A 13,938-nucleotide genomic window follows, 5' to 3' on the forward strand; every position below is an offset into this window, starting at 1 on the left:
CTTTGGTCGAATAGCTTAATAGGTTTAAAATTCGGACAACAAGAGACTTTCAGAGTAGCAATTTTTATTTAATTATAAACTAGAAAATGAAGGAAAGGAGAAACTGTATTTTAGGATCACATACAGTTGGAAGTAAAGTGCAGGAAAACAGCACTACTTCTATATTAATCACAAATGGAAAAAATACTGATTATTGAAGATAATGAAGATGTAAGTAGATTGCTAGCAGAGTTTTTAAAAGATGAAGGATATGAAGTGAGCATTGAACTTAATGGAATGGAAGGTCTAATGGAAGCTAAAAAGAATCAATACAACTTGATTTTGTTAGATATCATGCTTCCATATAAAAGTGGCGAGGAAATTTTAAAAGAAATTCGAGCATTTCACGACATTCCGATAATCATTATTTCGGCTAAAGATATGGTTTCAACGAAGATTGACTTATTAAGATTAGGTGCCGATGATTACATAACAAAGCCATTTAACTTAGGAGAAGTTTCCGCTAGAATAATGACTAACCTACGTCATTATAATAGTCAGAAGAAAGCAAATAATGTATTGAAGTATAGAGATTTAAACTTAGATATTACGAATAAAGAACTTACTTTATCTGGAGTAAAATTAGACCTAACTGCAAAGGAATATCTCATCATGGAATTATTAATGCGGAATCCTGGAAAAGTTTATTCGAAAAGTAATATTTATGAATCTTTATGGAATAAAGAATATTTAGGAGATGATAATTCAGTAAAAACACATATCAGTAATTTGCGAAATAAATTAAAAACGGTTAACCCTGATATCGACTATGTAGAAACAGTATGGGGATTAGGATATCGCATGTATAAGGCTTAAGAAAAAATTTTCTTAACCCTTTTTTTATTCTTAACCTTTTCTTAACTTTTAGATATTATATTTGGAATTGAGGTGATGATGGATGATAGATTATATGTTAAAAACAAGCGATATTACCAAAACATTTCGTAAGGCAGATGCGTTACGAAATGTTTCCATTACAATAGAATCTGGAAAAATATATGGATTAATTGGAAGTAATGGGGCTGGTAAAAGTACTTTAATGAGGATTATTGCAGGTCTAAGTTTTCCGACATCAGGGAAAATGGAGCTTTTTGGGAAAGAAAGTCCTAAAGATATTCAAGCTGAACGTAAGAGAATTGGGTGCATGATAGAATCACCGAGTGTTAACCTCAGTCTATCAGCAAAGGAAAACATCAGATATCATAGAGTTTTACGAGGTATTTCGAATGAAGAAATTGAGGATGAACTAATACAGTTAGTGGGATTGGGTGATACAGGAAAAAAACAGGTTAAAGATTTTTCACTTGGTATGAAGCAGAGATTGGGAATTGCAGTTTCTTTGATTAATAATCCTGAATTACTTATTCTTGATGAACCAATTAATGGGCTAGATCCAATTGGTGTGAAAGAAATAAGAGTTTTACTTAAGAAGCTATGTGAAGAGAGACATATAACCGTTATTATTTCAAGTCATAATCTCCCTGAGTTATATCAGGTAGCAACAGATTATATTATTATCCATGATGGAGAAATCAAACAAACCTTAACGCTAGAAGAGCTGGAGAATAAATGTCAGAGACATCTTCTTATTGAATGTGAAAACCCGGAGGATCTTCTAGTTATATTAGAAACAGAATTAGGCACTACCAATTATAAAATAATGCCTGATAAGACTATAAAACTTTATAGCTATGTTGATGATAAGAAAAAAGTTGCCAAGACTATTTTTGAAAACGGAATTATTGCAACAAATTTTTCTGTAGAGGGAGATACGTTAGAAAACTATTTTATTTCTGTTATTGGAGGTGAAAAAAATGATTAATATCATTCAGGCTGATCTATATAAATTAAAAAAGTCTAAATCTATTCAAATATTGTTTTTAATTATGTGGGCTGCCGCCGCAATTGTGACATTAGTATCCTATTTAGTGGCTCAAGGAAAAGTAGGTGCTGAAATAAGTGGACCCATATCAGGATTAAGTGATGTTATGACAATAGCAATTGTTGGACCATTTTTAGCAGGTATCTATATATGTAGCGATTTTAGTAACAAATCAATAAATGATACGATTTCCTCTTGTGGCAATAGTAGAGGCGTTGTAATTATTAGTAAAGCGATTGTTTTATATTTATTAGTATTCCTTATGATTTTACCGTACACGGTCGTTACAATCATTGCGTTTTCCACTGGAGCGGAGTTTTCCGAACCGTTTTCTGCATCGATATTCCTTCATATTTTAGCAAATCAGACAGAACTAAATTTAACAGGAGCAGTAGTAGGAAAAATGCTTGTTATTATGCTTGTTATGATGTTAGCATATGCTTCCCAAATGAGTATAGGTATACTTCTTGCGTTTATCGTAAGAAAGACTTCGTTAGTTATCTTCTTAGGCTTCGGTATTATCATGGTTTTACAAATACTAGGAGGTTTGGGGACTGAAATTTCGGCTATAGAAAATATCCTTTCTTTTACACCGTTTTCTGTAAATAATCAGGATCTTTTCATGGATTCAGAAATAGCTGATATTTTAAAAGCTATTGGTGTCAGCCTATTATTTATTGTATGGATGCTTAGCATTACAAATGGAGTTTTTAGAAAGTCAGAAATTAAATAATTGGAAGGCTGGTCAGAAGTGAATATTGTAGTTGTTATTTTAATAGTAATAATTCTTGTATTAGTCATCTATATCGGACTTATGCAACTACAACTCCGTAAAATAAATTTGCAGCTTGAAAAACGTTTAAGAGAACATACCCGTCAGCCTGTAAGTGTTGAATTAATAAATAAAGACATTAATAAACTGACAACTATTGTTAACAAATATCTAAAGGTCGAAGAGAATATTCGTCTTAAAAGTATACGTGAAGATAAGAAGTTTAAGGAATTAATCGTTAATATTTCTCATGACTTGCGAACGCCACTTACTGCAATTAAGGGCTATCAACAATTAATGAAACGAGAAGAGTTGTCTCAAGAGCAAATAAGAAGGCTTAAAATTGCTGAAAAACATACAGAAGACTTAGAAAATTTGATTCAACATTTCTTTGAGTACTCTTATCTTTCAAATGCTGAGCCAATGATTAATTTAGAACGAACAAACCTTAATAGCCTTGTAGGAGAATGTCTTGTGACTTTTATTCCCTACCTGGAAGAAAATAAATTATCCATTCAATTAAATCAGACACCATCTATTTTCGTTTTAGCTGATAAACATTTGGTTCAAAGAATAATAAAAAATCTTATTCATAATTGTATTCAACATTCACAAGGGCAAATCCAAGTAAGTTTACTTATGGAGGAAAATGCCATTATTTCCTTCAAAAACCAGGTAGAAAACTTGACAGCAAATGAGGGGGAACGGCTTTTTGAACGTTTCTATACTGGGGATCAAGCAAGAAGTAAATCTGGCGGTCTAGGGCTATCTATAGTAAAGCTTCTTGCCGAACAGATGGGTGGAAGCACTCAAGCAATCATACAGAATAATACATTAGAAATTAGGGTGAGTTTACCGCTGTATACGAATTAGTGATGCAGGTTAATGTAAAGTAAATTTCAAGTGGGGGTATAAGGTTGGAGTGGAAAACACTAAAAGTCCGGTTTGAAGATCCTATTTGTTTTATACAATTTAATCGTCCAGAGGCAAAAAATACAATTAATGAGGTACTGATAAGAGAATGTACACAGGTTATGAAGATATGTAAAGAAAGAAGTAGTATCGTTATTTTTGAAGGTTCCCCAGAAGTATTCTGTTTTGGTGCAGATTTACAAGAAGTAGACATGAAGCAAAGTAGTGAACAAGCCTATAGACCAGATATACTTTATGACTTGTGGTTGAAAATGACGAATGGTCCGTTTGTTACCATTTCACATGTACGTGGAACTACCAATGCTGGGGGAGTGGGATTTGTTGCTGCAAGCGATATTGTTATAGCTGACGAAACTGCTGTATTTAGCTTGTCCGAGTTATTGTTTGGTTTATACCCAGCAATGGTTCTACCTTTTCTGACACGTAAAATAGGTTATCAAAGAGCACATTATTTAACTCTTAAAACAAATGGCATAGATGTAAAGCAAGCTCATAACTGGGGATTAGTTGATGCATATCAGGCAAAAAGTAATGTGCTCTTAAAACAACATCTTACTCGCCTAACTAAGCTGCCTAAATCGGCAATTCAACATTATAAAAACTATATGGGTGACCTAAATGACATGCTTATCAAGAGTAAGAATGGTGCTGTTACTGCTAATCAGCAGATATTTACAGATAAAGATAACTTAAGTCGGATTTATCAATTTGTAGAAAATGGAGTGTATCCATGGGAGGGTTGAATAATGAATTCGGTAGTAGAGCTAAAGGAAATCAAACCAGGAATTGCATTAATAAAAATGCAAGACAGAGAAAACAAAAATACATTTACAAATGAATTGTTACTAGGAATTAGGGAAGCATTTGCGGAAGTTGATAAAAATTCTAAATATAAAGTAATGGTTATTACTGGTTATGATAACTACTTTGCGACAGGGGGCACGAAGGATGCTTTATTAGCTATTCAGGAAGGAAAGGCTAATTTTGATAAAATTTCACCTGGAACTACTAATATCTATAGCCTTCCTTTAGATTGTAGAATTCCTGTAATAGCTGCTGTACAGGGGCATGCAATAGGTGGCGGTTTAGCGTTTGCGATGTTTTCGGATTTCGTAATTTTTTCAAAAGAAAGTGTTTATACTGCTAACTTTATGAATTTCGGATTTACACCAGGTTTTGGTTCAACTTATATATTCCCTGCTAAATTTGGAATAGCTCTGGCTGAAGACATTTTGATGAGTGCTAGAACCTTTCGTGGGGAGGAGCTAAAAAAAAGAGGTATCCCTTTTGAAGTATATCCACGTAAAGAGGTATTAAATCAAGCACTAGAGCTTGCTGAAATCATTGCAGAAAAACCTAGAATATCGTTAGTTTCATTAAAGGATCAACTTGTCAACGAGCATCGAAAAAAAATTTCTGAAGTTGTTAAACAAGAGATTAAAATGCATGATATAACCTTTCATCGTCCAGAAGTTAAAGAAAAAATTGAGAAATTATACATAAATCCTAGACAAGTATAATGAAAAAAATCGGATTTTTTCACTGTTTAGCTTAAAATGGGTTTCTTTTAACCTATTTTCGAAGATATTTAAGTAATCAATTATAATGCCTAATTAACATATAGAAGTACGTCTATTACAACAAACAAAGAATGCATCTCCTATATTATAAAATATGCTTCTATATACTCTTTTAGTACAAATAATTTGAGTGAAAAGGATGTAGATGAATATGCTAAAAAACGAAATATTTAAAGTTATTAAAGAAAGTATTTATGAGATTGTTCCTGAACTTGAGGGTGTAAATATTATGATTCAGGATAGCTTACAAGAATTAGGAGCAAACTCGATTGACCGTGCTGAGATTATTATTAACACATTAGAGATAGTCAATGCTTCTATTCCGATGATTAAATTTGGTGAAGCTAAGAATATCAATGAAATTGTAGACATTATAGCTACTGTAATCAATGAATCACATGTTGAAATATAAATCTGATATTAGCCTCGGTTAGGAGTGTCATGGATGGATAATCGCCAATGGAAAAGTCATTCGTTTTTCAAGGCTTCCGCCAAAGCGATCTTTACGATGATTGGATTGAGGAGAGAAAAATTGCTGAATAAGGTAGCCATTTGCTCCATGAATTTCCACACCATCATAACCAGCTTCAATCGCACGACGTGTAGTTTCCCCGAAAGCATCAATGATTGCTTCGACTTCCGATACTGATAAAGCTCGTGGAGTTGGATTTCCGCTTCCTTCAGCAGGTATGTTACTAGCACTCACAACATCCCCATTCACTAAGGCAGGAGGACACATCCGGCCACCATGGAAAATTTGGAGAACTGCTTTTGCGCCTTGTTCTTTAATACGTGAAGCTAATTTCGTTAGGCTAGGGATAAAGTCGTCACTATAGGCAGCAAATTCACCTGGGAAACCTTGGCCATTACGCGTAACGTTTGTACATGCAGTAATGACCATACTTACTCCCGGAGAACGATGTGCATAATAGTTCACTTCTGCTTCTGTAACAGTCCCATCTTGATTGGAAGAAAAATTGGTCATTGGAGCCATAACTACTCTGTTTTTAAGTGTTACTCCATTGGGCAAGGTAAACGAAGATAATAGCTCATTTTTAATCATCTATTTATGCTCCTTTTTAAAAGTATAAGCGTAATCATAAACAAATTAATCCATTCTGTAAATTATATTGCTCTGGTAGTTTTTCCGGATTTTAGTTTGAATAAACGTGGCAAACAATTTTTCAGGGATTTCAGGAAAGTATGAGTAAAATGTTTGTGGGAGAATAAATATCCTTTTTGTCTAGTTGGGGGACTCGTCCCCCAACTAGACAAAAAGGCCACCAAGCGAGAGCGCGGTAGCTGGAAAAAATGAAGCATTAAAAAAGAGAGCTTCCTTTTGTAAAGTAGAATTTGGCGAAAACTACGAAAAGGAGAGGCTCTCATGAATCAATGTAACACAAAAATGCCATCATTAAAAGAATTGGAAAAAACTTTATTTCGAACACTCCAAATGACGTTTCAAGAAATCCTTGTTCAAACGTTAGAAAATTGGGATCAAGAGATTGCCCAGCAACGAGACAAAAGAAGATTTGCTTTACGTGATAAACGAGAAATACGAGTAGATACAGCGTTTGGAGCTGTGGAGCTGAAGCGTAATTATTATTTCGATCGTGTGACCAAAAAATATATTTGTCTATTAGATCACTATTTACAGTTTCAGGGGAATAAGGGATTTAGTCCACTACTAGAAGAATGGGGGTTAGAACTAGCGACGAATGGCTCCTCCTATCGAAAGGCGGTGGAAACGTTCGAACAATTTTTAGGCTATTCGGCGATGAGCCATGAAGCATTACGGCAACATCTTCTTCAAACAAACGTACTTCCCGCTAAGGAAAAACGCCCTTTTCAAAAGGTATTGTTTGTCGAAGTAGATGGATTATATGTGAAGAGTCAAGAAAAGAAAAAGCGTGGATGGGAGTTGAAATTCGCCGCTGTACATGAGGGATGGAAAGAAAACGGAAAGCGAGTCAGACTCCGAAATAAAAGGCATTTTCTCTATGAAGGAAAAGAACCCTTTTGGGAAGCTTTTGAAACATTCTTACAGAATAATTATGCGTATGATCCTACCCAAACCTTGCTTATTATTAATGGCGATGGAGCAGGCTGGATAACGGCATGTCGGGAGTATTTTCGGGAACGCGCCTTTTTCACCATGGATCGGTTTCATGTAGCTCGTTCGATGAAACAGCTAATGAAGAGCCATCCTCGATACCGCTACATGAGAAGAGCGTTAAAAAACTACCAGGTAGAAACATTACTTCTAGAGTTGAATAGTGCAGTAGGAACAATGGATACACCAGAAGAAGAAGAAAAACTAGAGCATTTCCTCGCCTTTTTAACGCATCATCAGGAAACCATAAAAGATTATCGTAGTTGGTTACAGGAGAAAGGCGTGGATACGACAGCGTATCGACCAATGGGAAGTGCAGAAGCAATGATGAATCAATTAGCCAAACGATTAAAAAATGGAAGAGCATGGAGCAAAAAAGGCGTCATGAGCATGGCACGTTTGTGGATTGGATTGAAGGATGACCTATCCATCCAAACGATATATGGGAAATGGGAGAAAGAAAAAAGCCTAAATACATCAAAGAAAGAACATCAACCGAAAAGAAAAATATCCAGAAAATTAGTAACAGAAACCGTGCGTCAGAACCTGCCATACTTAAATCAAGCGATTGGAAAACCCATTCACTTTGCCTTACAGGGATTAAAAGGTTTTTAAAAAAAGAAAAAAACGAAATTTTGATGAAAGAAAATGTTTAGAAAGCGGATACAAAATTAAAAGTTTTATTTTATAAAAAGGGAGCTAAAAAAAACTCCCACAAAAACTTGACTCAATCGGCGATTTAGCTGTCAATTTTGTATGGGCATCGATGGGAATGTTTATTGTTTTTTTCTATACAGACGTAGTGGGTATTTCAGCTGCTGTTGTAGGTACGATAATGCTTGTTTCCCGTTTTTTAGATGGGATTTCAGATGTTGCAATGGGAATAGTAGTGGATCGAACCAAATCCAAACATGGTAAAGCACGACCATGGATTCTGTGGATGTGTGTACCATTTGCCGCTTTGACTGTTTTGTTATTTACGGTGCCGGATGTTAGTGATACAGGGAAAATTATTTATGCGTTTATCACATATAATATACTGACATTAGCCTTTACGGCAGTAGTTATTCCGTATGGAACACTAAATTCATTGATAACCCAAGATCAGCATCAGCGTTCTCTCTTAAATATTTTTAGAATGTTCCTTGCTCAAATAGGGGTTATTCTTGTTAGTAGTTTGACACTTCCATTGGTTGACCTCTTTGGTGGGACACAAACTGGATGGATTATGACATATATTGTGTATGGGATAGTCGCTATTTGTTTGTTTTTATATACCTTTAAAGCAACTAAAGAACGAGTACAAATCACACAAGAAAAAACAGAGGCAAAGATACCATTAAAAGTTAGTTTGAAAGCGTTATTAAAAAATAAATATTGGGCGATGATATTCGGTTTCTTTATTATTTACAGCATGGGAACTGCGCTATGGCAAGGAAGTACCATTTATTACGCCCAATATTTACTTGATAATCAAACTTTAACAGGTATATTAACAATGGCCATTACTATTCCGGTTATTGTTGGCTTCTTCTTTATGCCACCTCTATTTAAGCGATTTGGGAAAAGAAATGTAGTATTAGCTGGTTCAGTTATTTCCATAATTGGTACATTGATTATCATGATTGATATTACCAATATCTATTTCGTAATAATTGGGCAAATCATAAGAGGATTAGGAAAATCGCCGTTTACAGGTGCTTTATGGGCGTTTTTGCCTGACACGATTGAATATGGGGAATATAAAACGGGGGTTAGAAATGAAGGCTTGGTCTATAGCGCCGGCAGTATGGGACAGAAAATAGGTGTTGGCTTCGGAGCAGCTTTAGTAGGATGGGTATTAGGATGGACGGGATATATTGGTGGAGCAGCAGTTCAGCCAGATGAAGCGTTACTTGGGATTAATGCTCTTTTCCTTTACCTGCCACTGGCAACCTATGTTTTACAATCCATCTTACTATTATTCTATAAATTAGATAAAATCTATCCACAAGTCGAAAGAGAGCTTTTAGCAAGAAGAAGTAAATAGTAATTTAAACTGTTTATATGTTAGTAAAGGAAAGGGAAATCCTAATTTAGAGATTTCCCTTTCCTTTATTTAAATATTAATTCCAAGTACTTTAAAAGTGAAGGGAGAAATACATATTGTTATTTGTTTTTTATTTTTTCATACAAATACTGAAATCCGTATAATACATACGGTTTATAGTGTATGTAGATAAAAAATTGCAAATAATTTAAGCGATAGAGTCGAATAATTTTCATTTTTTTTAGAATAGGCATACCGATAAAAGTAAATATCCCATTGGCAATAGCATTCATAAGAGCATATTTTTTTAGATTCCCGTATGAATATTTTAGTATCCACAAAGACATAGGCATATAAGGGCCAATATCAAAGGGAAGCTCATCCCTTACAAAGGATCTACGTTTGTCGTAAAATTTCCACCATTTTTTCTTATGTCCATAGAGGTGATTAATAATTTCAAACAATACAATAAAAGCACCGGCAATGGAGTAGCGATTCATACTGCGCTTTCCTATAAACAATAAAGATAACCACGGCATCAAAATGATAAAGAAATTAAAAAGCTTATGCCTATTTGTTGCCATTACGAAATTCACCTCAACTAGAATTGTTTTGTATCCTTATTAAAATATCCAAACATCATCAAAAAATACTTAATATTGTTTTTCACTTGTCAAGAATTCATAACATGTAGAAAAGAAAGCGAATAGGTGATTACTAAATGGGGAGATATCCCGAATGGATACGAGATTAATTGCTGTTAATTTCATAAATAGTAATAGAGAATAACATTTCAAGATTCTATATAAATAAATGAAATTTGGTTGAGTATTGTAGTTGGAATTTTAAAAAAATAAAAAAATAACATTTACAAGCAGTAAATAGAGGGATATTATAACCCATATAAAGTTATGGTTTGTATAAAAAAACAACCAAGAATTAAATACCTTATAAATTAACATCTTGGATAAAACAGATAACAGAATATTTTAGGTAATCGTTACATTGGTCAGAACCTAGTATCTTTCCAGTTAATATGAAAAGGAATGTAACCAATAGTGAGGCTCATCAATAGAGTAATAGTTTTTAGACTATCTGTTTAAAACCATCAAATCAATAGCTAAATTTAAAACCGTATGGAGGAACTTATCAGGTCTGTAGCTAACCGTTTAACCAATATTCCTTTTTCAAGTATTAGAGAAATTTTTGATGAAGCAAATGCGATGCAAAAAAGTGGGATAAATATTACACATATGGAAATAGGAAGACCAGATTTTGATCCCCCAATACATATTAAAGAAGCTGCCAAATGCCGCATTGCAAGAGGGATTTGTTCATTATACAGCAAATAACGGTATTCAAGAATTGAGAGAAGCAATTGCAGTCAAGCTAAAAAGGGAAAATAAGATACATGTTGATCCTAATAAAGAAATAGTTGTTTCGGTTGGGTGTAAAGAAGCCATTGTCAGCATGATTCTTGCATTTATTAATCCTGGTGATGAAGTGTTGATTCCAGATCCTGCCTGGCTTGAATATCAATATATCGTCGAGCTTGCTGGAGGGGTATCCGTGTCGATTCCTTTACGGGAAGAGGAGGACTTTATACTTAATCCAGAGGATGTAAGAGCTAGGATAACAAGTAAAACGAAAATGATTCTTTTAAATTCTCCTCATAATCCAACAGGGGCAGTATTGCCAGAGGCTTATTTAAAAGAATTGGCTGACATTGCGATTAATCATAATCTATTAGTCTTATCCGATGAAATCTATGAAAAATTAATTTATGAAGATGCAGAACATATAAGCATTGCTACATTGCCAGGTATGTTTGAGCGGACAATTACGATAAACGGCTTTTCCAAGGCATATGCGATGGATGGCTGGAGATTAGGCTATGCAGCTGGTCCTGAAAAGCTGATGAAACCAATTATGAAAGTGCATCAATATAATACTTCTAGCGCTACTTCGTTTGCACAATATGGCGCGGTTGCTGCCTATTTGGGGACTCAGGAACCTGTTTTTAAAATGGTTCAAGAGTTTGATAAACGACGTCAATTATTAGTTAATAGATTACAGGAATTAGATTATGTTAGTTGTGTTGTTCCTAAAGGAGCCTTTTATGTTTTCCCTTCTTTCAAGGGGATTGGCATGACGTCAAAGGAATTGGCGACCTTTCTTTTAAGAGAAGCACAGATTGCTTGTGTTCCTGGATCTGCGTTTGGAAACTATGGAGAGGGTTATCTCCGCATGGCCTATTCAACGGAGTATAAGCAAATCGATGAGGCAATGGATCGACTAGGAGAAGCGCTGAAAAAATTAACAGTAAAAGGCTAGTTATGTAGATCATTAGATTTCGAAATGTGAAATTCAAATCATAATACAATCGCAATAACTACTAGGAGATACTAAATGTTTATCTGGAGGTCAAAAACTTGAAGCTTTTAATCATGTTAAGAGATGCTTTCTATGAAGCAAATCCTAAATTTATAGAAGATGCAAAGCAACTAGGTGAAGTGAAACTATTATATACCGATCATGGAATTGGGAAAGAGGAATTGAAAAAGGAAGTTAAAGATGTAGATATTATTATTGTTGCAGTAGTAAAAATTGATAGCGAAGTAATAGAAGCTGCCCCGAATTTAAAATACATTATAAAATATGGAGCTGGCTATGACAATATTGATGTCGATTATGCCTATGAAAAAGGAATTTTAGTAACAAATGCTCCTGGTGTAAATGCCCAATCAGTCGCTGATCTTGCGTTCGGTTTGATGTTATCAGCTGCAAGAAATATTCCTAAAAAAGATCAAGAGATAAAATCAGGAAACTGGGAATTGTCAATGGGCAATGAAATTTATCAGAAGAAGCTAGGTATCATAGGCTTTGGGTCCATTGCGAAGGCAATCGCAAAACGTGCAATCGGGTTTGATATGGAAACAATAGTATACACGAACTATCCAAATCAAACGATAGCTGACCCATTAAATATAACATTTGTAGATAAAGAAGAATTGTTTAAAACGGCTGACTATCTTATTATTGCCACTTCTTTAAACGATAAAAATAGGCATTTGATTAATAGTGAAACATTAAGTTTAATGAAAGCAACTGCTTACATCATCAATATATCTCGGGGTCCATTAGTGAACGAAATAGATTTAGTCAAGGCGCTTGAGGAGAAAAGAATTAAAGGTGCAGCATTAGACGTATTTGAGGTAGAGCCACCTATTAATGATTTACCGGGAAGAAAGGAGATTGTTGCGACCCCGCATATTGGAGGAGCCACCTTTGAATCTATAAAAAGAGTAGGTGACTTATCTATAGCTAATATAAAGAAATTTGTTCTTAAGGAAGAGCTTGAATTTGTTGTGGTTCCGAAGCAAAAAACGTAACTTTCTTTTATATGATTTTAAATCAGCCCCTCCATCTTAAGACGGAGGGCTATTTGTTATTTTTTTATAGAGTTTTATAAGCAAAGACGTAATGCAATTATGTTTGTGGTAGCTGCAAATCTTTCTCTAATGTTGTTAGAGAACAAAGCAATAACTATTATGATATATACATATTCTTCTGTCTATCCCTAGAGGATTTGATATATTCGGCTAATCTTTCTATTGGTAAATTAGTACTTCTATTTTTAGCATAAACAATATGTATATATCTTGGTGGTGAATATTTTCCTAGATTGGTAATTTTGAAAGGAAGCATGTCATAAGAATCTGTTTTGTTGAAATTTCTTAATTGAACAAAATCTAAGATGAAGGATAAAGGGAGAAAACTATAACCTAGACCACTTGAAATCATGCTGATAAGTGCATAGGTATCATTTACTTCTTGAATATTTTCAGGAATTTCACCTAACATATTTAGTAGGATTTCATTTGCATCGTGTCTGAGTGGTAAAGATTTATTAAAAAGAATAAAAGGTTTATTTACTAATTTTTTTTTATCTAATGGATTTGAATCACTTTTGGGACCAATTAAGACAATATCATCCTTATAAATAGGAATAAATTCAAGCTCTTCTTGTGGCTTACAATAACAAACAATTCCAAAATGTAATTCGCCAAATAAGACTAGATCCAATACTAAATCTGTTAATTCTGAAGTGATATTGCATTTTAGGTTTGGGTCAAATTCATTAATACTAGATAATATATCAGGCAAAAGGGAAGTAGCAAGTGGTCTCGTTATACCTATTTTTAGATTTTTATTTAAAGTCGTAGAATGAAAAAAATCACCGTCTTGATCGAGTATATTTCCTGAATCAAACTCCCGAACCATCTTGAGAGCTTTTACTAAAAAGGAGGTTCCAGGTATGGTAAGCTCCACTCCTTTTTTACTTCTCTCAACTAGTTGGACCCCTACCTCAGTTTCTAATTTTTTTAATTTTGAAGTTAAAGCTGGCTGGGTGATATGAAGCATATGAGATGCTTTTGTAATGCTTTTTTCTCTAACAATAGTTATAAAAGAATCTAGCGAATTTAAATCCAATCCATTTCACCTCTCATTAATATTAAATTGTATTTTTGTATATTTATGCATACTTATCATATAACTTATCAGAAAATTTAGTATTTTTCAATATTG

At 34.1% G+C, this 13,938-nt stretch carries 14 protein-coding genes and 1 pseudogene; 12 read left to right on the forward strand and 3 right to left on the reverse strand.

Annotation, left to right across the window (positions count from 1 at the left end; all coding sequences use genetic code 11):
* Positions 1 to 174: 174 nt before the first annotated feature.
* The 7 genes from ACWNMZ_RS06015 to ACWNMZ_RS06045 all read left to right on the forward strand — a co-directional run bounded on the left by ACWNMZ_RS06015 (position 175) and on the right by ACWNMZ_RS06045 (position 5,618).
* Positions 175 to 855, forward strand: a complete 681-nt coding sequence (locus tag ACWNMZ_RS06015) for a response regulator transcription factor (RefSeq protein WP_031536448.1) — start codon at positions 175 to 177, stop codon at positions 853 to 855.
* Between the two features lie 82 nt (positions 856 to 937).
* The gene (locus ACWNMZ_RS06020; RefSeq protein WP_031536447.1) at positions 938 to 1,861 is read left to right on the forward strand and encodes an ABC transporter ATP-binding protein; all 924 of its coding nucleotides are present in this window, start codon (positions 938 to 940) and stop codon (positions 1,859 to 1,861) included.
* The gene (locus ACWNMZ_RS06025; protein ID WP_031536446.1) at positions 1,854 to 2,654 is read left to right on the forward strand and encodes an ABC transporter permease; all 801 of its coding nucleotides are present in this window, start codon (positions 1,854 to 1,856) and stop codon (positions 2,652 to 2,654) included. Before ACWNMZ_RS06020 ends, ACWNMZ_RS06025 begins: the two co-directional genes overlap by 8 nt.
* An 18-nt stretch (positions 2,655 to 2,672) precedes the next feature.
* Positions 2,673 to 3,566, forward strand: a complete 894-nt coding sequence (locus ACWNMZ_RS06030) for a sensor histidine kinase (protein ID WP_031536445.1) — start codon at positions 2,673 to 2,675, stop codon at positions 3,564 to 3,566.
* 44 nt (positions 3,567 to 3,610) lie between these two features.
* On the forward strand, positions 3,611 to 4,369 hold the full coding sequence (locus tag ACWNMZ_RS06035) for an enoyl-CoA hydratase/isomerase (RefSeq protein ID WP_031536444.1): 759 nt from the start codon (positions 3,611 to 3,613) through the stop codon (positions 4,367 to 4,369).
* Complete coding sequence (locus ACWNMZ_RS06040; protein WP_031536443.1) at positions 4,370 to 5,146, forward strand: polyketide synthase; 777 nt, start codon at positions 4,370 to 4,372, stop codon at positions 5,144 to 5,146.
* Positions 5,147 to 5,357: 211 nt separating this feature from the next.
* A complete protein-coding gene (locus tag ACWNMZ_RS06045; RefSeq protein ID WP_031536442.1) occupies positions 5,358 to 5,618 on the forward strand; it encodes an acyl carrier protein in 261 nt (86 codons plus the stop codon).
* A gap of 36 nt (positions 5,619 to 5,654) precedes the next feature.
* Here the strand turns inward: ACWNMZ_RS06045 and ACWNMZ_RS06050 are convergent.
* A pseudogene (locus ACWNMZ_RS06050) lies at positions 5,655 to 6,269 on the reverse strand (oxidoreductase); the annotation flags it as partial.
* A 321-nt stretch (positions 6,270 to 6,590) separates the two neighbouring features.
* Between ACWNMZ_RS06050 and ACWNMZ_RS06055 the strand changes: the two are divergent.
* Positions 6,591 to 7,934, forward strand: coding sequence for an ISLre2 family transposase (locus ACWNMZ_RS06055; RefSeq protein ID WP_251628168.1), 1,344 nt, complete (start codon positions 6,591 to 6,593; stop codon positions 7,932 to 7,934).
* Positions 7,935 to 8,049: 115 nt separating this feature from the next.
* A complete protein-coding gene (locus tag ACWNMZ_RS06060; protein ID WP_269320383.1) occupies positions 8,050 to 9,348 on the forward strand; it encodes an MFS transporter in 1,299 nt (432 codons plus the stop codon).
* Positions 9,349 to 9,467: 119 nt separating this feature from the next.
* On the opposite strand, the gene ACWNMZ_RS06065 is transcribed toward ACWNMZ_RS06060, so the two are convergent.
* Positions 9,468 to 9,932, reverse strand: a complete 465-nt coding sequence (locus ACWNMZ_RS06065) for a hypothetical protein (RefSeq protein WP_031537955.1) — start codon at positions 9,930 to 9,932, stop codon at positions 9,468 to 9,470.
* Positions 9,933 to 10,484: 552 nt separating this feature from the next.
* On the opposite strand from ACWNMZ_RS06065, the gene ACWNMZ_RS06070 reads away from it, so the two are divergent.
* From ACWNMZ_RS06070 to ACWNMZ_RS06080, 3 genes are all read left to right on the forward strand, one after another.
* Complete coding sequence (locus ACWNMZ_RS06070; protein ID WP_251629845.1) at positions 10,485 to 10,700, forward strand: hypothetical protein; 216 nt, start codon at positions 10,485 to 10,487, stop codon at positions 10,698 to 10,700.
* A complete protein-coding gene (locus ACWNMZ_RS06075) occupies positions 10,624 to 11,682 on the forward strand; it encodes an aminotransferase class I/II-fold pyridoxal phosphate-dependent enzyme (protein WP_441994219.1) in 1,059 nt (352 codons plus the stop codon). Before ACWNMZ_RS06070 ends, ACWNMZ_RS06075 begins: the two co-directional genes overlap by 77 nt.
* 98 nt (positions 11,683 to 11,780) lie before the next feature.
* Positions 11,781 to 12,740: a phosphoglycerate dehydrogenase gene (locus ACWNMZ_RS06080; RefSeq protein WP_251629850.1), complete on the forward strand. Its 960-nt coding sequence runs from the start codon at positions 11,781 to 11,783 to the stop codon at positions 12,738 to 12,740.
* 157 nt (positions 12,741 to 12,897) lie between these two features.
* Here ACWNMZ_RS06080 and ACWNMZ_RS06085 read toward each other — a convergent pair whose 3' ends face one another.
* Positions 12,898 to 13,842: a LysR family transcriptional regulator gene (locus tag ACWNMZ_RS06085; protein WP_251629852.1), complete on the reverse strand. Its 945-nt coding sequence runs from the start codon at positions 13,840 to 13,842 to the stop codon at positions 12,898 to 12,900.
* Between the last annotated feature and the right edge of the window lie 96 nt (positions 13,843 to 13,938).

It is taken from the genome of Niallia sp. Marseille-Q9988 (assembly GCF_976954375.1).